General features: G+C 42.4%; 17 protein-coding genes. 6 read left to right on the forward strand and 11 right to left on the reverse strand.

The genetic code is table 11. The annotated features are described in order from the left end of the window. The 10 genes from HY841_04085 to HY841_04130 all read right to left on the reverse strand — a co-directional run. The coding region (locus HY841_04085; GenBank protein MBI4929918.1) for a hypothetical protein at nt 1–216 on the reverse strand (216 nt) is incomplete at its 3' end. Nucleotides 217–242: 26 nt separating this feature from the next. After that, entirely contained in the window at nt 243–509 is a 267-nt protein-coding gene (locus HY841_04090; protein ID MBI4929919.1) for a hypothetical protein, read from the reverse strand. Nucleotides 510–517: 8 nt separating this feature from the next. Beyond that, nucleotides 518–1,900, reverse strand: a complete 1,383-nt coding sequence (locus HY841_04095; protein MBI4929920.1) for a collagen-like protein — start codon at nt 1,898–1,900, stop codon at nt 518–520. Nucleotides 1,901–1,925: 25 nt separating this feature from the next. After that, entirely contained in the window at nt 1,926–3,248 is a 1,323-nt protein-coding gene (locus HY841_04100; GenBank protein ID MBI4929921.1) for a tail fiber domain-containing protein, read from the reverse strand. A 416-nt stretch (nt 3,249–3,664) separates the two neighbouring features. After that, on the reverse strand, nt 3,665–4,183 hold the full coding sequence (locus tag HY841_04105; GenBank protein ID MBI4929922.1) for a hypothetical protein: 519 nt from the start codon (nt 4,181–4,183) through the stop codon (nt 3,665–3,667). A 25-nt stretch (nt 4,184–4,208) separates the two neighbouring features. After that, nucleotides 4,209–5,564, reverse strand: a complete 1,356-nt coding sequence (locus HY841_04110) for a collagen-like protein (protein MBI4929923.1) — start codon at nt 5,562–5,564, stop codon at nt 4,209–4,211. 51 nt (nt 5,565–5,615) lie between these two features. Then, nucleotides 5,616–6,053 carry a T9SS type A sorting domain-containing protein gene (locus tag HY841_04115; GenBank protein ID MBI4929924.1) on the reverse strand — a complete coding sequence of 146 codons (438 nt, stop codon included), beginning with the start codon at nt 6,051–6,053 and terminating at the stop codon, nt 5,616–5,618. Between the two features lie 28 nt (nt 6,054–6,081). Beyond that, nucleotides 6,082–7,923: a tail fiber domain-containing protein gene (locus tag HY841_04120; protein ID MBI4929925.1), complete on the reverse strand. Its 1,842-nt coding sequence runs from the start codon at nt 7,921–7,923 to the stop codon at nt 6,082–6,084. A 164-nt stretch (nt 7,924–8,087) separates the two neighbouring features. Then, nucleotides 8,088–8,675 carry a hypothetical protein gene (locus HY841_04125; protein MBI4929926.1) on the reverse strand — a complete coding sequence of 196 codons (588 nt, stop codon included), beginning with the start codon at nt 8,673–8,675 and terminating at the stop codon, nt 8,088–8,090. Next, nucleotides 8,675–9,130 (reverse strand): GNAT family N-acetyltransferase, encoded by a 456-nt coding sequence (locus HY841_04130; protein ID MBI4929927.1) that lies wholly within the window; start codon nt 9,128–9,130, stop codon nt 8,675–8,677. Before HY841_04130 ends, HY841_04125 begins: the two co-directional genes overlap by 1 nt. 102 nt (nt 9,131–9,232) lie before the next feature. Between HY841_04130 and fbp the strand changes: the two genes are divergently transcribed. Next, nucleotides 9,233–10,246, forward strand: coding sequence for a class 1 fructose-bisphosphatase (fbp, locus tag HY841_04135; protein ID MBI4929928.1), 1,014 nt, complete (start codon nt 9,233–9,235; stop codon nt 10,244–10,246). An 8-nt stretch (nt 10,247–10,254) separates the two neighbouring features. On the opposite strand, the gene HY841_04140 is transcribed toward fbp, so the two are convergent. Continuing rightward, the gene (locus HY841_04140; protein MBI4929929.1) at nt 10,255–11,775 is read right to left on the reverse strand and encodes a hypothetical protein; all 1,521 of its coding nucleotides are present in this window, start codon (nt 11,773–11,775) and stop codon (nt 10,255–10,257) included. Nucleotides 11,776–12,032: 257 nt separating this feature from the next. Between HY841_04140 and HY841_04145 the strand changes: the two genes are divergently transcribed. From HY841_04145 to HY841_04165, 5 genes are all read left to right on the forward strand, one after another. Further along, on the forward strand, nt 12,033–14,102 hold the full coding sequence (locus HY841_04145; GenBank protein ID MBI4929930.1) for a T9SS type A sorting domain-containing protein: 2,070 nt from the start codon (nt 12,033–12,035) through the stop codon (nt 14,100–14,102). Between the two features lie 27 nt (nt 14,103–14,129). Further along, complete coding sequence (locus tag HY841_04150) at nt 14,130–16,037, forward strand: T9SS type A sorting domain-containing protein (GenBank protein MBI4929931.1); 1,908 nt, start codon at nt 14,130–14,132, stop codon at nt 16,035–16,037. A 10-nt stretch (nt 16,038–16,047) separates the two neighbouring features. After that, a complete protein-coding gene (locus tag HY841_04155) occupies nt 16,048–18,819 on the forward strand; it encodes a T9SS type A sorting domain-containing protein (protein MBI4929932.1) in 2,772 nt (923 codons plus the stop codon). Between the two features lie 96 nt (nt 18,820–18,915). Next, nucleotides 18,916–23,232 (forward strand): gliding motility-associated C-terminal domain-containing protein, encoded by a 4,317-nt coding sequence (locus HY841_04160; protein ID MBI4929933.1) that lies wholly within the window; start codon nt 18,916–18,918, stop codon nt 23,230–23,232. 2 nt (nt 23,233–23,234) lie between these two features. Then, a partial coding sequence (locus HY841_04165; GenBank protein ID MBI4929934.1) for a hypothetical protein occupies nt 23,235–23,563 on the forward strand: 329 nt, incomplete at its 3' end.

Below are 23,563 nucleotides of genomic sequence, written 5' to 3' on the forward strand. Positions count from 1 at the left end.
ATCGGTGGAAGCATTCACCACAATGGCATTACGCTGTGCCGTAGTAACACGCGGGGCAAGCATTCCTTTGTTGGAAGAAAGCATCTCCAGAATGGCGCTTGCATTGGGCGTGTTGGTGCCGATGCCAACGTTGTCCTGAGCGAGAAGAAGCCCCGACCCTAAAGGGAGAAGGGAAATCAGCATGGCGATGGATGATGTGAGTAAAAGTTTTTTCATGAGAAATATAGTATCAATGAATTGAATTATTTCTTTGACTTTGTGGTACTCGCGTTATCCAAAACAGGTTTTTGCAATTTATCAGATTTAGAATTATCAATCTTCTTTGTGGAAGAGTCAATTTCTTTCAGTTCGGGTTTTGCATGGGTGTTTTTTGCAGCAGCTTTTGATGAATCAGAAACTATTACAGGAGCAGCATTAATAAGCGAAGGAGCGTTTGCATTTTTACCGGATTGAGCATTTGCTGAAACAACAGCCAAAACAAAAGCGGAGATTGCGAAGATTTTTTTCATAAAGATTATTATTGAACCACACTCAATGACATGTGATGACCATCAAGAGCAGGATCAGTGATTGCATCATAAACTCCTAAAATTCCATCTCTTTTTCCTTGCACCTGCAGCGTATAATTAGCACCGACAACCAAACCTGTCAGCATTCTAACATAGCTACAACTCCATACAGTTATTGTCCCCGTCACATCATCATAACTTTGAATTTTCGTTCCAGTTCCACCTATAGATGCTGCATTATTCAATACTCTGAAGTGAACAAAAGCCATCGAATTAGTATAACCATAACCCGAAGCAGAAAACAGTACAAGTGCAGAAGTGTTTTGCGCAGTGAATGCAAATGTCATGGGTGTAACATTTGCCCAGCCTACAGTATTTACCGTCCACGCAGAACTAAGAAATACACCTTGTTTAAAAGTAACACCTGTTGGACCTGTTACGCCATTGGTGCCATTTGTTCCATTTGTTCCGTTAGTGCCGTTGGTTCCATTTGTACCATTCGCTCCAGCAGGGCCGGTTGGACCTGTTACACCATTCGTTCCGTTGGTTCCGTTGGTGCCGTTAGTACCATTAGTTCCATTCGTCCCGTTAGTACCATTTGTTCCTGCGGGTCCGGTTGGGCCAATTGGTCCGGGAGAACCAACTACGCAATCAGTAGAGTTCCAGAGTCCATCTGTATTAATATCTTCGGCAGGGTCATTTATTCCGTTGCCGTTTAAATCCCAGCAGTTAATACCATTTGCTCCGATGGTGCCGTTTGTTCCGGTTGTACCTGTTGCTCCGTTTGCACCGGCACAATCAAGGGCATCCCAGTTGCCATCCGCATTAATATCTTCGGCAGGATCATTTATTCCGTTTCCATTTGTATCCCAGCAATTAATTCCGTTGTTTCCGTTAACACCTGCAATGCCCGTAGCACCCGTTGCACCATTAACTCCTGCAGGACCCGTTGCGCCCACAGCGCCTGTTACACCATTTGCTCCCGCAGCTCCTGTTGTGCCAATAACTCCTCCGGCTCCCGTTGGTCCTGTGGGTCCTGATAACTGGCAAAGTGAAACCCATGAACTTGAGAGAGCGGAATAATAAAAGAAACATCCGAAGGAAGTATCAAAAACCAGCAAGCCATCGGTGGAAGCATTAACCACGATGGCATTACGTTGTGCCGTGGTAACCCGTGGAGCGAGCATCCCTTTGGTGGAAGAAAGCATTTCGAGAATGGCACTTGCATTTGGCGTGTTGGTGCCGATGCCAACGTTATCCTGAGCAGAACAAGAAGCCCATCCAGCCCCACACCTTCCCTCCCCGTTAGGGAGGGAGAAGAGAATGACATTCAGGAGTGACGGGAGAAGGAAGAACGCTGCACAGAGTGTGATTGGTAAAAGTTTTTTCATTGGATGAATGATTAAATGTAATCTATTATTTCTTCTGAATGCCCTGAATTTGTTTTTGCATTTCCTTATTTTGATTTTGCAAATCCGTTATCATTTTTTGCTGCTCTTTGATAGCTTCTACGAGAACAGGAACGATGTCGCCATAACTCATAGTTTTAACTTTATATACATTTCGTTTTTGTGTAATGCCCGCATCCATTTTCCCGGGAGAAGAAAATAAATTGGCATCCCTGACCAGTTCGGGGAAGACCTGTTCAACTTCCTGTGCAATGAATCCTATTTTTTTAGATTCGGTATCAAGATTTACATCGGAAAAATTTTGTTTCGAATAATTAAATTCAACTCCTCTGAGTTGAATTATTTTATCTAAAGCGCTGCCAATAGTTTTGACATTTGTTTTTAATCTTGCATCTGAAACATTTTGCCAAGAAGTTAATCCGCCTGCCCATCCATCGGCATAAACAGCCCATCCGTTTACAAAAATACTGGTTCCTCCAATAAAGCCACCGTACACTCCTGTTCCGTCATTGCTGTTTGAAAATCCATCAACGCCTTCTCCTGTTCCGCTTGCGTTGAGATGCAAACCAATTAGTCCATTTGCCTGAAAAGCGGTGCCGCTGTAATTGGTTATTCCCATCAGTGTTCTGCCTCCATTAGAGGCATTTGTATTATAAAATTGTGCGACTGCATCTGTAGCGCCTAAGTTTTCCCAGTACGTTTCCCAAACACCGGCAGTTCCTGTTTTCTGAAAGTGAATGAAATTAGCGGGACTTGCTGTGAAGATGCCGATGTTTGTTCCGTTATCAAATATATTGCTGTTGCACATGGAAGTTGCCCCTGTGAATTTGGTAAGATAGTTTGTAGCAGCAGTGCCGCAAATAGTTCCCGGTCCGGTTGAACCAGTTACTCCATTCGTTCCTGCAGGACCCGTTGTCCCATTTGCTCCGGCAGTTCCCGTTGGTCCTGTAGTGCCATTTGCACCTGCAACACCGGTAGGTCCGGTTGTTCCATTTGCACCGTTAGATCCTGTGGGACCGGTGGGTCCTACCGGACCTGCTCCTCCACTGCCTGAATTGCAAAGAGAAGTCCATGTATTTATTTTATAATACCAAAAGCAGGATGAATCAGTGTTATATACAATCAACCCGTTTGAGGGAGAAGCAATCGTGTTCATCTGCAGGGTATTCATCCTCGGAACCAATACTCCTTTGCTGAGGGAAACCACATCGAGCATAGCGGAAGCATTTGGCGTAAGGGTGCCTATGCCTACATTCTGATTTTGTGCGAAGGAATTTTTCGCGGCAAAAAAGAAAGCAACTACAGAACAAAAAAATAATACTTTCTTCATGATGTGCCTTTGCTTTACAGACGTTATATTAGCTTTAAATGGTTGCATGGGTTCGACCAATTATTTATGTTCAGTTATTATTCATCTTATCTCTCCAAAAGCAGTCCATCCCCTTTTCCATTCGACAAGGGAATGGAGGTTCTCCCCTTTTGCGAGACGGAAGATGGGCTATATGTTGATTTTTAAGAGTATTTGCATTTAAAAACCTAAAAGCCCACTTTTACAAACCATCACACCGTCTTTACAAACCCTCCAACCGCATTTTCAAACTCTACCGCCTCCTGTACAAACTCTACCGCCCTGTTCACAAACGCTGCCGTCTTCTTCACAAACACTACCGCCTTCTTATTCTTTTGTCAAAGCGTCTTTTCCTTGTGTGCAAACTCCTTCACCGTTTGTACCATTCCCTTGCGGGTTTATGAATTTTCACGCAGTTCTTCAGTTGAAGGCATAATTTCTTTGATTCCTTTTACTACAACCGCCTCAAGGAGTGCGTGTGTTGTTTCCGATAATTCATATTTCTCCTCTGTCTTCTTTAGAGTCCTTGCTTTCGATTCGCCATTTTCACGAAAGGACTCAAAATATTCTGTGTCAACGCAAACCTTTTGCAGGTCGTAATTACCCTCCACAGAAAGAATAAAATATTTTCCGCTTCCGGGGTGTATTTCATATCTCTCGTTCGGATAGAATGAAGGGGGTTTTTGATGTGCTTTTGGTTCATGCAGTACTTTTGCCGAATAGTTACTATGTCTTCTTAGTTTGTCAAGAATGTTTACCATAGCAGGATGAATAACATCCCGCATTAATTCCTGAAACTTGGGTTCAAAGATGTTTCTTTTGCCGGCTGATTCTCTTTCCGCCTGCGCTTCTTTTTCGTCTTTTTTCGCCAACCGCTCTTTCTGCTGGCTGAGGAAGTCGTCTAATTCGTTTGGCATAAATAGAAAATTTATTTATGTTCGGTTATGGATAAACTCTTATTTCAATAGTTGTAAAATTTAATCCGCCATCTATAAGTCCTCGTATTGTCATATCGTTATTACTTGTTCTTATAAAAGTACCTAAAGTATGAGTGTTAGGAAATGGACCCGCTCCGTTAATTGCTGATGGATACCAAGTTTTATTAGCTGGAAATGCTCCAGCGAGCGTGCCAACATATTCTACCGCTCCTGAAAGTTGAACTCTAGTCCAAACAATATTACCTATTGTATTTTCAAGAACTGTGACAACAGGTGGATTTGTTCCTGATTGAGTTAATAGGGCAGAATAAATTTGGTAGTTTAGAATAAAAGATCCTGTTGGTCCTGTTGCGCCTGTAGTACCTGTTACGCCATTAGTACCATTAGTTCCTGCTGCACCTGTCGTACCAGTAGCACCATTTGTTCCGTTTGTTCCTGCTACACCTGTCGTACCAGTAGCACCATTTGTTCCGTTTGCACCTGTAGCGCCTGTAGCACCATTTGCCCCAGCGGGACCTGTCGGACCAGTATCTCCTGTTGCACCCGTTGCACCGTTTGTTCCATTAGTTCCTGCTGCACCAGTCGGACCTGTTACACCATTTGTTCCGTTTGTTCCTGCTACGCCTGTGGGACCTGTCGCACCGTTAGTACCATTAGTTCCGGTTGCGCCCATTGGCCCGGTTACGCCATTAGTACCATTCGTTCCTGCTGCACCTGTTGGACCAGTAGCACCATTTGCACCTGTTGGTCCTGTTGGTCCTGTTGGTCCTGTTATTCCTGTCACAGCACCAGCAGCTATGCAGTCATTAATATTATCGCAAAATCCTGGAGGAATTAACGGGACTGGTGGATTACTTTTACCATTATAGTTTGATTCTCCTCCAACTATTGTACCTGCTACTAAGGCATAGGGTACGGAAAGCAGTTGGGTTGTACCCATATTTACAAATCCAGCGCCTCTGCCATCATTCATTTCTACATTCATGAAAAAATTGGCTGAAGCCCATTTGATGTCAGAGAAAAGACCTTTTACCGGCTTGCCTTTTCCTATAACAAGCGTAATAAGTCCTTTCTCATTCGTAATAGTATTATGTGTTTCCTGATATACAATATTTCCATCAGAGAGTTCGGAATGTATTGTAAACCTAACCTCAATATTCCGGTTTATCAATTCTTTACCGGATGCATCCCTTGCAATTCCCTGATAATTGAATCCTTGTGGTACACTTTGATAATTGGGTTTCTCCTGTTGGCTGTCTTGACCAAAAATATTTGATGTGCTCGTATACATATATATGGAGCATAGAACAATAATTGCTTTCAGACGAAAGCCGAGATTTTTAGTGTTTAGTTTTTTCATGATAATTATTTTTAGTTGTTGTTATTGTTTGTTATACCCAGATTAGACCGATTATTTATTAATCACAATTTTTTTTGCAATCACATTGTCAACGCTGGAAGCAATCAAGAAATAAACTCCGTTGGGCTGAGAAGAAAGGTTTACAGTTTCCTGTTTGCTGTTTACAGTTGTTTGATACATTCGCTCACCCAATACATTATTTATTGATAACTGAACTGGAAACTGGAGACCGTAAACCGTAAACTCTCCCGAAGATGGATTCGGATAAACGCTTATTGATGTTTCGTTCTTTTCCGCACCATTATTATTTATAGTTTGAGTGCGCGTAAATGTTTGCGCCATGAAATCGCCAAAAGTTGATGACACGCTGAAATCAGGATGCGCTACAAAGTTATCGGCTGATGAAACAACAACTGGCGTTATGCTCTGCGCTATTGCACTTGCTGTATAGTACAAAAGAGGGATTATTGTTAGGATAATTTTTTTCATGGTAAAAATTTATTTCAAAAATTATTATTTAGTGTTGTAATTGGTCAACTTTCTTTTCAAGGGTTTCAATTTTTTTGTTTTGCGTCTCAATTATTTTCTGTTGTTCTTGCATACCTTTTATCAAAAAAGGAATTAATGCGTTGTAGTCCACGGCATAATATCCTTTAACTAAAGGAATATTGTCTATTGCTAAAGGGATATTATCCATAACCTGTTGTCCTATAACAGGTTTTTTTGATGATACCACATTGTTTTTCTCTTTAACTAAAGATACATTATCTATTACTTGTTTTCCTGTAACGGATTTTTTTGATGGGTCTATAATATCTTTTGTCGGGTCGGGCATATATTTTGTATTGTTCACTAATTCAGGAAAAACTTTTTCCAATTCTTGCGCTATTAAGCCAACCTGTTTTCCTTCATTCCCTTTGTACATAGGATATTTATCCGCATCATAGTAATATTGACATGGATTTAGTTTCATGATTTTATCTAATGTTCCATCTGCTATTGGAGTAATATCTTTTTTAAATCTTCTATCAGAATTTGTCCAAAAGTCTCCTGAAGCAAGACCGCCTCCTGCGCCAACAACTATTCCCCAATAGGTAGCTGGATTAGCTGTTGTGACATACATTCCTTCACCTGTTCCGTTAAATTGCCCGGCATTACCAGTAGTAGTAGTAGAACCAGCGTATAATCCCGTTTCTGTGCCGCTAAATGCACCCCCGCTACCGTTTACAAGAGTAGTAGATGTTGCGAGATTATTACCAGTTCCAACAACACCTGTTCCTGTAGCATTTGTTCCTAAAGAAAAACTGCCGAATGAAGTCCCGTTTGCAGCAACTCCGCACCCGCCAGTTATTACACTTCCAGGAGTAATATTATTCCCTAATCCAATAATACCTGAACCTGAAGCATTGGCATTAAATCCGCGCACACCGGAAACATTTGTTCCGTTTGCCATTCCAATAACACCATAATTGGTTGCGGAGATTCCATACACTCCTGCACCTCCGGCAGTATTATTTCCGAAAACACCAATTCCTGTGCTGGTTTGCTCTCCATATATTGCAGCACCTGTTCCAGAAACATATCCGTTAACTGCATAATCGCCAAGTAAACTAATTGCGCCAGCATAGCCGTTTCCATAGGAAGAAAAAACATCACCCGCCTGAACGGCTGCACTGTTTACAACCGTAGATCCGGAAGAAAGTGAACGCATTCTTTCCGTGTTAGAAGTCTTTGTAACAAAATCATTTCCATCAGTAGTACCTACAAAATTTGTTGCAGCATTTGTTCCTGCGTTACCCAAAATCCACCATGCTGTTTGCGATGGTCCGGTAGGACCGGTAACTCCATTGGTTCCGTTTGTACCTGCAGTTCCCGTTGTACCTGTTACGCCATTAGCACCGGCAGGTCCGGTAGTACCCGCAGCTCCATTTGTTCCGGCAGGGCCAGTGGGTCCTGTTGGTCCGTTTCCGCTTCCTGTTGGTCCAACAGGTCCGGTTGGTCCGGTCATTCCGTTTGTTCCAGCAGGACCCGTTGGACCAGCAGCTCCGCCACCGCCTGCATTACAAAGAGATTTCCATGCTGATGCTGTTGAATTGTAATAACAGAAACAAGAAGAGTCTGTATTATAAACGATAAGTCCGTTTGTAGTGGCAGAAACAGGAATTAAATTCATTGAGGCAGTATTCATTCTTGGAATGAGCACGCCTTTATCATTGAGAGGAGATACCACATCAAGCATTGCGGAGGAGTTCGGAGTAAGAGTTCCGATGCCCACGTTGTTGTTTTGCGCATCACTTTTTTGTGAAGCGAGAAAAGCAATTGCAAGAATTGCGAATGAGAAAAGAGTTATTTTTTTCATGCGATAAAAAATTTGTTTATGTTTAAAATCAATATTCAAATCACCCTCTCTTGTTTCATGGCGAGAAAAAAAATGGAGAGTAATTTAACAACCTACAAACTTACATAATAAAATCAGGATGACAAAAACAAAAAAAAGGGAAACAAATTTCGGGGTTGTCAGAGTTAAAGCCCTATGCTGACACCCATCCGTATTTGGGGATTTGGAAAAGGGTTAAAGGGCTCATCGTTCAGGTTCCACAGAGCCATGATGTTAAGGGACGCGTTGCCTGCAGCCTGTCTTAATCCTCCACCCACCCATACATTGTTCAGGTTAAAACGTTTTGAACTGTATGGATTCCAGGGTCCATTTAATAATTCATACTCTCCGTGCAGAAATAAAAAATCGGTAACTATGAAGCGATTAAAAATGCTTCCTCCATAAATATTCAGTTCATAAGGGGGAGTATATCTTCTGTCAGCAAGATAGATATACCGGATACCAACACCTGCTGAATATCTTTCTGTGATTTTGTATCCAATATCAGGAGCAACATTTATGAGTGTGATATTTCCGAATTGAAGCCCGATTCCTCCGCCCCCGTAAACTCTATCCCAACTCCAGAATTCTTTTTTTTCTTTCACTGGCTTTGGAGGAGTGAAATCCTGAGAGAAGGCGGAAGCAGGCAGTAGCAGCAAGCAGCAAACAAATACAAAAAATAATTTCTTTATGACTGATGATCTGTGCAATCTGTTTTTAATTTGTGTACTCATTATTCAAAAATCAATTTGCAATTTACCCATTCATCATCAAATACCGTACTGTATTTTTTATAAAAATTAAAGGCGGGTTCGTTCCAGTTCAAAACCTGCCATTCTAATTTTCTGACCTTCATTTTTTTTGCAACAGCAACTACTTGCTCAAATAATTTTTTTCCGATTCCCGAACCTCGCATTGATTCTGTAACAATGATGTCGTCAAGATAAATGCATTTTCCTTTCCATGTAGAATATTTTATGTAGTACAACGCAATGCCTGCGATTTTATTCTCAGAAGTTTCCGCCACAAAGCAATCAAACATTTTCTTTTTTCCGAAACCATCCCGCTTCAGTTCTCTCAAAGTTACTTTAACTTCGTTTGGTGCTTTTTCGTAAGTGGCTAATTCTTTTATAAGTGAAAGAACAGATGGTATATCTTTTTTTTTCGCCTTGCGGATAAGAATTTTCATCAAAATACAAATATAATTCGCGAAAATACGAATATCGAAATCAATGATGATTTTCTTTTATCAGAATTTGTATATTCGTCCTTCATTTGATACTCGTACACTATGAGAATAAAAACGCTCGGACAGTTTATTATTGAAAAGCAAGCAGACTTTCCCTATTCAAAGGGAGAGCTTTCGCGCTTGCTCAGAGATATTGGCATAGCCGCAAAAATCGTTCACCGCGAAGTCAACAAAGCCGGACTGGCTGATATTCTTGGCATGACGGGAGAAACAAATATTCAAGGTGAGCAGGTAAAAAAATTAGATGTGTTTGCAAACGAACAGTTCATTGCTGCATTAAAAGCAGGAGGTGAATGCTGCGCCATTGCGTCTGAAGAGAACGAAGATATAATTCCTGTTGACAATGAGGTTTCCAAGAATGCGAAATATGTAGTGGCAATTGATCCGCTTGACGGCTCGTCAAACATTGATGTGAATGTTTCGGTAGGGACAATTTTTTCTGTTTACAGAAGGATTTCTCTTTCGGGCGCTGGTTCGCTGGAGGATTTTCTTCAACGCGGAACGGAACAAGTTGCAGCAGGATACATTATATATGGTTCGTCAACCATGTTGGTTTACACTACGGGCAAAGGCGTGAATGGCTTTACACTTGATCCGAGCATTGGCGAATTTTGTTTATCACATCCTGAAATGAAAACTCCCCGGCTTGGAAAAACCTATTCTATCAACGAAGGCTATTATGTTCATTTCCCCGATGGCGTGAAAAAATTCATCAAGTATTGTCAGGAAGAAGATCCAAAAACCAACCGTCCGTATTCTTCGCGCTACATTGGCTCAGCCGTGGCAGACATTCACCGCAACTTAATCACGGGTGGAATTTTTATTTATCCGATTACGTCACAAAATCCGAAAGGAAAACTCCGCCTCATTTACGAAAGCAATCCGCTGTCATTCATCATTGAACAGGCAGGTGGAAAAGCGACTGACGGCATAAAAAGAATCTTAGATATTGAACCCACCTCCGTTCACCAGCGCACACCGTTCTTCATCGGCTCTTCAGAAATGGTAGATGTGGCAGCAGAATTTATGGTGAAATATTCTACCATAAACGCTTAGCACAACTTTCATTTTGTTTTTTCTCTGATGACTTCCTGAAAAGATTTGTTTTTAATTTTACTTTCCAGCCACGAAACAATGTCAAAGTATTTGAAAATATAATAGTGCATTTTGTCTTTGGGAACATTTTCCAATTCTTTTTTCACCGCGCTGAATGCTTCGACAGGATTTTTTTCTTTATCCGATTGCGGAAGTTTTTTGAGCAAATCCATCATAACTGTTTCCACTTTTGAAATATGACTTTTTTTAAGAAGAAAGCGATGGAAGGACTGAACAAGGTAAGGAAGAATTTCATGATGACCTGAATCATAATGCGCAATGAGGTAAAAAATATTCAGAAAGTATTGCGCTTCAGGATTGACAGACATGTCAAATTCATTTCGGAGAATATTCATGTAATGAATGCTCTGTTTCAGATTTCCGAGATAAAAAAATGAAATGGAAATATTGGTGAGCAAAGCAATTTTTTCATAATTGCTGAGTTCGTCCGTGTGTTTTTCAAGTTCGGTGATGACCGCGAAAATTTTTTTCTCCAGTTCTTTTAATTTTCCGGTGTGATACAGGTAGTGAAGCAAGGCATTGTCGTGCAGGTAAAAATATTTCGCACGGAGCGAATACGTGCGTGCATAATCAAAAGTAGCCGCGAGTTTTTTCAGGAATTCGTAAGCGCCATCGTATTTTTTCTGCTCGCTTCGCACATAAAACAAATTGCTCAGCAGCACCATGTATAACTTGATGTTGTTTTTCATGTGCGCGGGCGAAGAAAGGCAAAGAGCAGCGGCTTTTTCGCCTTCCATGCATGCGGCATCTAAATTCCCTTTTGCATACCAGAAGAAAAATTTTGCTTCATAGATTCTGAGCTTGCCGGAGAAAGTTTTTATCTCCTCCGCTTTTTTGAAATACGGGCTCTTCATCAGATCTTCAGCCTGCTCTATTATTTTTTTATTCCGAGTTCGGTAATAATGATTGTAAAGGTTTACCATCTGTAAACTCAAACTGCGGCAAATAAGGGTGTCGCTGAGCAACTCGGATGTTTTTGCGGTTTCTTCAATCAGCTTTTCAAGATTGGGCAAATCATATTGTTCAAGATAGGCATTGAACTCCCACTGGGTTTGAATTTCCAGCAAGGCGTGAAAAAGTTCAAGTTCATTTGCGTCTTTTCTTGCCCGCTGCAGTGTTTTCATGGATTGGTCATACAATCCTTTTTTCTGCAGCAGTTCAGCGCGGTAGATATTTCTTCGAACCGTTGAATGGGTGCTCGAATCGCGGTGATAAAATTCAAGCGCGTCAAGAATCCTGGAATACAAATAATTTTTTGCGACAGGAAATTGTTTCAGGAACGCCTGCCCTTTGAATTGTTTCTTGATGGATTCTTCGTCAAACTCTTTTTGTTTTGCCATGGCATCAAACAGCAGGAGGTATTTGTTATCCTGCTTGCCGTGCAGTTCGGAAAATTTTTTGAAGTAGCGTTTTTCCGTTTTGCTCATTGAGTTGATGAGCAGGAATAAATCATGCGAAGGCGTCTTCATTAGATGCCTAAGATATGAATTATGTGTATTGCCGGATAAAAATTATTCAGAATGGAATGAATACGGGTTGTGCTATGAAAAGCACAATAAGAAGGATGATGAAGAAGGATGTTAAAAGCAGGAAAAAAGAGTGATAAGATGCTAAGATTTTGCAGGGGATTGCATTGCTTCTCTGAAGCTATTATCGGATATTTGCTTATCGCCATGAAGCAAAAAACAAATTCCTTGTTTATGAAATGAAAAATAAATTTACTCTCTTGTCGACCACAAAGCTGCTTATTGCTGTTTTGTTTTTGTGCACGCTGCACAATGCAAATGCCCAATGGTACGGTACTCCTCCAAGCAACTTTACCTGGTATTATTCTGATCAGGGAACCATTGCCCCTAGCGGATGCTCGCAATCATCACCTGTATTACAATACAATATAAGCCCGAATTCATATTTCATTGCATACAATTTTTCAGGAGTCGCAGGCACCACTTATACGTTCACACTTAATCCCACTATCAATGTATGTGCAACGGGTACCTGCGAGATTCAACTTTTCGATTACGCTTACAATCAATCTCCCGGCTCTGTAATCTTTGATCAGTTTGGTCCAATCCCCCAGACAAAAGTGTGGACATGTCCTGTTTCCAAAACATATTATTTATCTCTTTCCGATTGCAGCAACGGAGAATTATTTGGTGCGCTCGGTGTTGAAAATGTCACTTTCACTTATTCTTCGGATGGAGCCACCACTGCGCCAGCTTCCTGTGCCGTAAATGTTTCACCTTCTAATAATGCCACCTGCATGTCAACCGCTCAAACGCTCAACTGGGCGGCAGTCGGATGCGCCACAGGATATTATCTTTATTTAGGAACGGATGCAGCCGCAACAAATATTCAGAACGGATTGAATGTGGGAAATGTGCTGACCTATAATCCCGGTGCGCTGACCAACTGTACAAAATATTATTGGAAAGTTGTACCTTATAATGGAGTGGGCACCGGCACATGCTCTGCAGCTATCTGGAATTTTACAGTAGGCACATCACCAACAGCAGCTACCAGCATTACCGCATCTCCAAATCCGGTTTGCCTCGGAAGTTCATGTACGCTGACAAGGAATGCTGGCAATGCACAATGCGGAACATGGCAATGGTATTCCGGTGGATGCGGAAGCGGTTCATCCATCGGAACAGGAAATTCCATTGTGGTTACTCCCACCGTCTCCACCACGTATTATGTGAGAGCCGAAGCATGTGCCAACAGTATCTGCAGGTCAGTGACTGTGAACGTAAATACAATTCCCACTGCCGCAAGCGTGAGCGGTGCAGGAACATTTTGCGGAAGCACAACAATTACTGCAACGGGTGGAACCGGAGGAACCATGTACTGGCAAAATACAACCAGCGGAGGTACTTCTACTACCACTCCTTCAACATCACAGGTGGTCACTGCAAGCGGCACTTATTATTTTCGTCCATATAATTCCTGCGGATGGGGAACAGAAGGAAGCGTATCGGTGACAATAAATCCTTATCCGATTGTGAATGCAATAGGTGGAGGCGCTGCTTCGGTGATGGTTGGAAGTCAAACGCCAGCTTTTACAAATTCTACACCGGGCGGCACTTGGTCAATAACAAATGGCAGCGGCACGGCAACTATAAACGGAAGCGGTGTGGCAACAGGTATTTCTACAGGAACTGTAACTGTAAATTATTCTGTAACGGTCAATGGCTGCACTACCATAGTTACTGCTCCGCTTACAATCATTGCTTTCATGCCGGTTGAGTTGCTGAACTTTTCAGCAACCTGTGTGGATGCAACTGTCACCATAAACTGGACAACCGCTTCAGAAAAAGATAACGATTATTTTACGATTGCGCGCAGCGCTGATGCCCAAACATGGAATGAAATCGGAATTGTAAATGGAGCAGGCAACAGCTCCACCATTCATGACTATGAATTTATTGATGCAGAAGTTTCTTCTCAATACTCAATGCTCAATACCCAATACTATTATCGTTTAAAACAAACCGACTTTGACGGCAAGCATGAATACTTTAGTCCGGTTTCTGAATCCTGCTCAACAGGCGAATGGCAACTAGTCTTTGAAATTTTTTCAGATGATGTGCTTCATGGGAAATTATTTTTACCGGAAGATGCCGATGTTACGCTAAACATCATTGATTTGCAGGGAAGAATTATTTCCAGAGAGAAGGTGAGCGCATTAAAAGGATTCAATCTCTTACAAATGAACATCGGCAGTTTGGAGAATGGGCTTTATTTCATCAAAGTATATAATGAAAAGAAAAATATTTTGCGTAAGTTTGTCCGTTGATATTCCTTTGGAGTATCAGCGTAAGACATGAAAAAGTTTTTTCTTACATCTGCTTTCTCCCTTTTTATTTTTTACTTCTTACCTGCTCAAACCACCACTACCTTCCGCATCAGTTATAACTATGCCGCATTTGATTTGCCTGGCAACACCATTCAGGCGCCCAACAAAGATTATGTGCTGGGCGGAACTAATTTAACTTTTGGAGGAACCGGCAGCATTCTTCGCCTCGATACGGTGGGAGCAATCAAGTGGGCGAAAATTTATTCTCCCATCTGGGGAATCAACGATGTAAAAAATGTAACAGGAGGCGAATACATTGTATCCGGCTCAGTGGCTACCGGTGGCAATGCTGGTCTCGCGCTGATGCGTTTTAATTCTTCCGGAGGCGTGGTGTGGGGAAAATCTTTCAAGACATCTGCATTTAATGGAAGCAGCGAAGCCGGCAGCCGCGTGATTGAAACCAGCGATGGAGGATTTTTATCTGCCGGTTATACCTACGATATCGATCCCGATGGAGGAGGCGCTTTGCCCATTTTTGATTCGGCAAATTATTTTATTGTGAAAACAAACGGTGCAGGAGTTCTTTCCTGGGCAAAAGTAATTTTACCTACCACCGTCTATATAAACGACCATGTTCTGAATGATGTTGCCGAAGTAAGCGATGGATATATTTTCGTAGGCAACATGAGCGAGAACGGAGTGGTGGGGGATGATAATACAGATGCCATCATTCTCAAAACCGACTTCAGCGGAAATTTTCTCTGGATGAATAAGTACGGAGCATCCGGCTCTTCCCAATCTTTTAATTCTGCCGTTACGCTTGGTTCAGGCGAAGTTTTGATTTGCGGAACCAATGATACACGGACAACTTATCTGCGGATTAATTCTGTCGGAACAATTGCTTCCGGTTATCGCTACGGCTCTGCATTTCTTCCTGCTTTGGATGGATGGAGAATATTTCCTACAGCCGATGGAAATTATGCAATGATGGGAATGTATTTTTCTTTTTCATTTAATTCATTCATATTAAAAATAAACCCGGCTAACGGTGCAATCATATGGGGCAAAAGATACCCCGCGTTCGGAGGATTGTTTCCCGAAGGGCAGCAAACTGCCGATGGCGGATATGTGATGAACATGATGTCAGGAACTGTTTCATGGGATTATCTTGTTTTGAAAACCGATCCCACCGGACTAATTCCTTCTTCCGGATGCATTGCGCCAACAATATATAACCCCGCTGTTTCCGCGCATGGACTTTCTGCAACTGCTGTTACTCCAACATTTCTAACGGTATCTAACGAAAACGCCCTTGCCATTACTCCGCTGAATATTGCGCCCACCCGTTCAGTTGAATGTTCATACATTATGCCGGTTGAAATGTTGTCGTTCGAAGGCAAATCAAAAAACGATGGAGTGGAATTAACCTGGAGCACCGCATCGGAAAAGAACAATGATTATTTTGCCATTGAAAGAAGTGTTAATGCGGAAGAATGGGAAGAAGCAGGAAAAATTTCAGGCGCTGGAAATTCTTCCACCGTTCAGAATTATGAATTTGTAGATGCTGAAATTTCATCTCAATACTCAATGCTCAATACCCAATACTATTATCGCTTAAAGCAAACCGATTACGATGGCAGCTATGAATACTCAAAAATAATTTCAGTAAAACTTTCTCCGGCTGATGACTGGAAGTTAATCCTCAATAATTTTTCAGAAGATGAATTGAAAGGCAAACTTCTTGTCTCGGAAAAGGCAAATGTGGCGATTGATATTATGGATATGCAGGGAAGAATTATTCAGCGGGAAAAGTTAAATGCGCAGAAAGGTGTTAATCTGCTTGATGTGAACATTGCCCGCCTTGACCAGGGGCTTTACTTTATCAAAGCATATAATTCTGATAAAAATATTCTTAGCAAATTTGTTAAGAAGTAATTTTGTACCGATGAAAAAAATTATTCTTTCCTGTTTGATTGCGGTGGTGACAGCAGTAGCCGCTCCTGCGCAATCACCCGCTGGCTGGACAGCCGGCAATGAATCTCAAAAACGATTTATCGAAAACAAATCGCAGTTTGACGGGCGTGACCAACTCCCCGGTTCAAAAATTCTTTATGCGGTGGATCAGAACGGCACGCAGATTTATTTCACTAAAGAGGGCTTGACCTATCGCTTTGATGAGGTCTCACCCCAACACTCTTCAAAGGAGAGGGAGAATGAAAAACAAAAAGTCCTCCCCTTGGGGGAGGATTTAGGTGGGGCTTGGGCTGAGCATGAAAAAAACGAACGCAAAACAATTCACACCACAGACCTCGTTCACATGCAGTGGGCAAATGCAAATCAGGATGTAGAGATTATTGCCGAAGAAAAAACCGATGATTATTTCAGCTATACAAAAAGCAATAACGAAAACATCAACTACATCAAAGGATATAAAAAACTCATTTACAAAAACCTTTACCCGAACATTGATGTGGTGTATGAGTTTCCAAAAACCAAAGTCCTCCCCAATTCCTCCCCTGACGGGGGAGGTCAGGTGGGGGCTGGAGGGGCTTCAGGAATTAAATATTCCCTCATCCTTCATCCCGGAGCTGATGCATCGCAAATCAAAATGCTTTATTCAAATCCGTCATTGCGAGCGGAGCGAAGCAATCTCATAGTAGATGCAGAAGGAAACATACATATTAAAACTTTATTTGGAGACATCATTGACCACGCTCCCTTTACTTTTTATGCAGACAACAAAAAAGAAATCGCTTCTTCTTTTTTTTTAGACAACAACACGGTTGCCTTCTCCCTTCCTGATGGGGCTCATTCCTCCCCCAATGGGGGAGGTCAGGATGGGGCTTCTTCTACTATTGTTATCGACCCCTGGACTCAAACCCCCACCTTACCTAACTCAAACGGTGTGTGGGAATGTGAGCGCGATGGTGCAGGTAACGTTTATATCATTGGTGGAGATTCTCCTATGAAACTTTTGAAATATAATTCCGCAGGAGTTGTTCAATGGACGTATTCCACTCCATGGGATACTGCCAACGCATGGCTGGGAACTTTTGCAACTGATTTGGCAGGTAACTCTTATGTTACCTCCGGCTCAATTGCCGCCATGCAAAAAGTAAATACAAATGCGGGATTGGTTTGGAACTATACCGCACCAGCGTTCAGCACAGACGAATACTGGACAATTGCTTTCAACTGCGATCAGACGAAGTTGATAGTTGGCGGTACTACGGGAGTTGGCATTCCTCCACCATATATTTTGAATGGTGCTATTTTTAATATAGACGTGAATAATGGAAACATCATTGGTTCACCGAAGATTGTAGGTGCCATGTTTAATAATCCTCCAGCTATTTATATAAATGAAGTCAGGTCTATAACAACTTCCCCCAACGGCAAATTTTATTACTTAACGCTGGATACTATAGGGAGCATTTCTAATTTCTGTTCATCTTCATTATTTGCAAAAAGTCACGGATATAATTTTAACTACAAATGCGAAAACTTTCGCCCCAATAATGGTAACGGAGGAATGTCATCCATCAAAGCAAATAAAAATTTTATTTACACACAGAACGGGATAAATGTTCATAAGCGCTCGCTTGCTACGGGTGCAATAATTACAGCAGCAGCAATTCCGGGCGGAGTTTCTACTTCTTCCCTTGGAAGAAATATAGTAGGCAACAGCGGTATTGACATTGACTCCTGCGGTAATGTGTATGTGGGCTCAGCCAATCAGGTTATCAAGTACGATGCTAATCTGAACATACTCAGCGCGGTTGCTACTTCCTATGCCGTTTCGGATGTTGCTGTAAGTAACAGTGGCAACGTACTTGTGTGCGGAACAACGGGAAATTCTTCAAGCACTTTAAGAACTGGATCCATACAATCCATCAATATGTCGGCATGTAATCCAATTTCAGTTTCTCCATGCTGCGATGCTTCTGTTTGTTCAGCAGGTTACTATTGTATTAACAGTCCGGCCGACACATTAACTCCCGCAACATCAGGCGGAACATGGAGCGGAACCGGAATAACGGATACCGTAGCCGGAGTTTTTGATCCTGCTGTTGCAGGTGTGGGCAGTCATACGATTTATTACTCTCTTTCCTGCGGAAAAGATTCCATAACCATTGTTGTTAATTCCTGCTTGGTGTTAGATGCCTGCCAGAATATTGACGGAAGCATTACCATGTTAAATGGAACGGGTCCTTTCACTTGGTATAAGGATACAACCTATCAGGATTGCAGCCAGTGTTTATTCCCGGCAACTTGCCAGCCCCCAGCTGCTAACTGTCCTTTAATCGTTAATACATGGATAAGTTTTGCAATGGGAACAACCGTTTTTCCTGGATCGAACTATCCTATTCTTGTCATTAGCAGCACTGCGGATAGCGTACAAATAGATAGCTTGTCGCAATTGTCAAATTGTGTTGTGTCCGTTCAGGAAAATTTTACCAATGGCTGGAATTTGATTCTGGGAAATATTTCTGATAATAATCAACTTAACGGAACTTTATTCGCTGATGAAAATGCCGATGTGCTGATTAAGATAATTGATGCGCAGGGAAGAATCATTAAGACAAAAGGAATGAAGATTTCAAAAGGCGCCAATTTAATTCAGATGAATTTGAATGTAAATGGCGGTATGTATATCATTTCAATAGCTGATATCATGTCAAACCGCCAGATGATTAGAAAATTTGTAAAGGAATAGACCTCTAAGTTAAGTGGTATGATTAATTTTTATTCGGATAAATTGTGTTTTATTTTTGGAAAGAATTTTTATAGTCACTAAGTATTTCACATCAATATGAAAAAAATAGCATTACTCTTTTTCATTCTCCCGCTTTATTTATTTGCAGGAAAGAATGAAGCCGGCTGGAATTCTTCCGGTGAATCTCAAAAACGATTTATCGAAAACAAATCGCAGTTTGACGGGCGTGACAGATCACCCGATTCAAAAATTCTTTATGCAGTGGATCAGAACGGCACTCAGATTTATTTCACTAAAGAGGGCTTGACGTATCGCTTTGATAAAAAAGAAAAGAAGTATAAGGAAGAAAACGAGCGCGAAGAAAAAATTAATAGTGCGGAAGAATACATGGAGTACGAAAAGAAAGAACGGGAAATGATTACCACTACCGACTTCGTTCACATGCAATGGGCAAATGCAAATCCGGATGTAGAGGTTATTGCCGAAGAAAAAACCGATGATTATTTCAGCTACACAAAAGTTAACGGAGAAAACATCAACTACATCAAGGGCTATAAAAAACTCATTTACAAAAATCTTTACCCGAACATTGATGTGGAATATATATTTCCCGAAGGGAAAGAAGGAATTAAATATTCCCTCATCCTTCATCCCGGAGCGGATGCATCGCAAATCAAAATGCTTTATTCAAATCCGTCATTGAGAGCGGAGCGAAGCAATCTCTCCTTAGACAAAGAAGGCAACATACATATTCCAACTTTATTTGGCGACATCATTGATCACGCCCCCTTTACTTTTTACTCTGACAACAAAAAGGAAATAACTTCTTCCTTTGCTTTAGTGAACGATGTTGTAACTTTTTCCCTTCCCTTGGGGAAGGGTCAGGGATGGGCTTCTTCTACTATTGTAATCGATCCTTGGACTCAAACCCCCACCTTACCCAACTCAAACGGTGTGTGGGAATGTGAGCGGGATGGAGCAGGTAACGTTTATATCATAGGCGGTGATTCCCCGATGAAACTTTTGAAATACAATTCTGCCGGAGCAATCCAGTGGACGTATTCAACTCCGTATGATACCGCAAACAATTGGCTGGGAACTTTCGCCACTGATTTGTTGGGAAACAGTTATGTAACATCGGGATCAATTGCCGCCATGCAAAAAGTGAATACAAGTGCCGGATTGGTTTGGAACTATACTGCACCGATTTTTAGTGTTGACGAATACTGGACTATTTCTTTTAATTGCGACCAGACAATGCTCGTAGTTGGAGGAACAACCGGTCCGGGCTTTCCGTCCACTAATCTGCAAGGAGCTATTTTTAACATAAACACAACCAATGGAAATATTATCGGTACGCCACAAATTGTTGGTAGTATGTTTAATACTATTCCACCATATATAAATGAAGTACGAACGCTTACAGCCAGCAAAAATGCGAGGTATTATTATTTAACTTTAGATACGATTGGCTGCATTGACCAAAATTTTGTTTGCTCTGCCAATCCTATCTTTGAAGTAAGCAGCGGATATAATCTATCATACAAATGTGAAAATTATCGGACTATAAGTAGTAACGGTGGCAATGCAGGAATAAAAACAATAAGGGCGAACGGAAATTTTGTTTACACACAGAACGGAACCAATGTGCAGAAACGATCTCTTGCAACGGGTGCAGTTATTACAACGGTTGCAATTCCGGGGGGAGCTTCAACATCTTCACTGGGAAGAAATGCAATAAGTAATGGTGGAATTGATATTGACACATGCGGGAACGTATATGTCGGCTCATGCAATGCAGTAATAAAATACGATGCCAATCTTAATTTACTTTCACAGGTTGCTCTTTCCTTTAATGTATATGATGTAGCTGTAAGTACAAATGGAGATGTAATTGTGTGTGGCGCAACCGGAATTTATTCAACTGTTTCAAGAACAGGCTATGTGCAATCCATTGCATCTTTCGCTGCATGTAATCCCATTTCTTTACAATGTTGCAACGCAAATATTTGTCCTCCGGATCCATTCTGCTCAACCGATCCGCCTCTGACATTAACTGCTTCACAATCCGGAGGAACCTGGAGCGGAACAGGAATTACTAATCCATCAACAGGACTTTTTGATCCATCAGTTTCCGGCACCGGAACGTTCACCATTACATATACTCTTCCATGCGGAAGCGGATCCATGACGGTTGTTGTAAACAATTGTGCTCTTCCAACAGTTTGTTTAGAAGCGAATGGCGACCTGACTGTTTCAGGCGGTGCGGGACCTGCCTATCAATGGCAGGTGCAAGGAACGGCTAATGATTGCAGTCAATGTTTTTTTCCGGCATTATGCCAGCCTCCTGCTCCTAACTGCCCTCTGATAGTAACCACATGGACAACCTATTCAAACAATGCAACCGCCACTCCTCCCGGCACCTGGCCCATTCAGGTCATAGATGGCAGCGGTAATATTCTTGTGATAAATTCTTTGTCAGGAATCCCTGCCTGCTCACCCGTGTCTGCAACAATTGCTTTCACTCCACCTGTTTGCAACGGGCAATGCAACGGCACGGCAACCGTAACTCAAACAGGAGGCACACTACCCATCACCTATTCATGGAATACAGTTCCGGCACAGACCACGCCAACAGCAACAGGTTTATGCGCGGGAAGTTATTCCGTGCTGGTTACCGATGCGGCTGCTAATACGACAACGGCAAATGTCCTTGTCACTCAGCCCGCGGCAATTGCGGCAACCACCACGGTTACCTCTGCATCCTGCGGAAGCAGCAACGGAAGCGCCACAGTGAATGCGAGCAACGGAACTTCGCCTTATACGTATTCATGGAATCCATCCACGCAAACAACCGCCACCGCCACCGGATTAACGGCAGGAAGCTACACGGTTACCGTCACCGATGTGAACGGATGCACGCAAATTGCAACAGCGCTTGTCACCACCACTCCGGGCTTGGCGGCTACCATGGCATCAACCGATCCGTTATGCAATGGCGGAAGTAACGGATTCGCATCAGCCACTCCCACAGGAGGAACTTCTCCTTATACTTTTTCGTGGAGCACATCGCCAGCACAAACTTCATCCAGCGCAACCGGGCTTTCAGCCGGAACATACACGGTTCTTATCACTGATGCAGCCGGATGCATAGGCACGCAAACAGTTACGCTTTTTCAGCCCACAGCCATCACTTCGAGTGTTTCGACAACGAACACAACTTGCGGAGCGAGCACAGGTTCGGCAGCAGTTACAGCATCAGGAGGCACAGGCGGTTTAACATATAGCTGGAATCCCGGAGGACAAACCACTCCCTCCATTTCGAATCTCGCAGCGGGAACATATAGCTGCACCGTTACCGATGCCAACGGCTGCACACAGACTTCGAACGGAACAGTCGCTAATGCTAACGGACCAACGGCAACTATTTTATCACAGGTAAATGTAACTTGTAGCGGAGGAACAAACGGAAGCGCAAATTCTTCCGCAACCGGAGGAACTGCTCCTTATACGTATTCATGGAATACAACACCACCGCAAACTACAGCAAACGCAACGGGGCTTTCTGCAGGCAATTATGTAGTAACAGTTACCGATGCTTCCGGATGCAGCAACACGCAGACGGTTGCCATCACCGCGCCTGCTGCGCTCTCTGCATCTGTCACCAATACTCCTGCAACCTGCGGGCTTATTCCTCCCGATGGTTCAGCCACAGCTGCAGCTACAGGCGGAACATCTCCTTATACGTATACATGGAGTAATTTTCAGTCAACACAAACTATCACAGGGCTTGCTGCCGGAAGTTATTCTGTGTTAATTACTGATGCCAGCGGATGCTCTCAAACATTCACAACCATAGTAACTATTTCAAACGGACCTACTGCAACTGCCACTGCTTCTCCTGCAACTATTACGCAGGGTTCTTCTTCAACGCTCACTGCAAGTGGAGGTATAACTTATTTATGGAACACGGGAGCAACTACTTCAACCATCAGCGTTTCTCCGACTGTAACCACTTCTTACACATTGGTTGTTACCGATGCCAACTATTGCACTGACACAACTGTGGTAACTGTTTCTGTGGAACCTCCATCAGTGCCCTGTGGAAATAAATATTATTTTCCCAACGCATTTTCTCCCAATGGAGATAATGTAATTGGTAATGATGGTAATGATGTCCTACAAATATATCCTCCTGAAATCGTCCCTTGCATCAAGGAATTCAAACTTGTGATTTATGACCGATGGGGAGAAAAAGTTTTTGAAACAGAAAATCCTGCCGAACCCTGGAATGGAATTCCCCTGCGAAAAGGAAAAACCATGGACACGCAGGTGCTGGCGTATTATCTTCACATCGTCTTTATTGACGGAACAGCAGTTGACAAGCAGGGGAATGTATCCTTGGTGAGATAAGGGTGGCATTCGTAAAATCAAGAACAGGGCTTGGCAATGAACAAGTGGCATTCGTAAAGTTGAGAACAGGGCAAGTTCACGAATCAGTGGCATTCGTAAAGTTGGCAACAGGGCAAGTTCACGAACAGGCGGCATTGATAAAGTTGGCAATAGGGCAAGTTCACGAATCAGTGGCATTCGTAAAGTTGAGAATAGGGCAAGTTCACGAACAAGTGGCATTGACAAAAGTGGAAACAGGGCTCGGAAGGTTTCGGGGGGCATTGACAAAGTTGGCAATAGGGCTCGGAAGGTTTCGGGAGGCATTGACAAAGTTGGAAACAGGGCTCGGAAG

The organism is Bacteroidota bacterium (genome assembly GCA_016213405.1).
GTDB lineage: Bacteria > Bacteroidota > Bacteroidia > Palsa-948 > Palsa-948 > Palsa-948.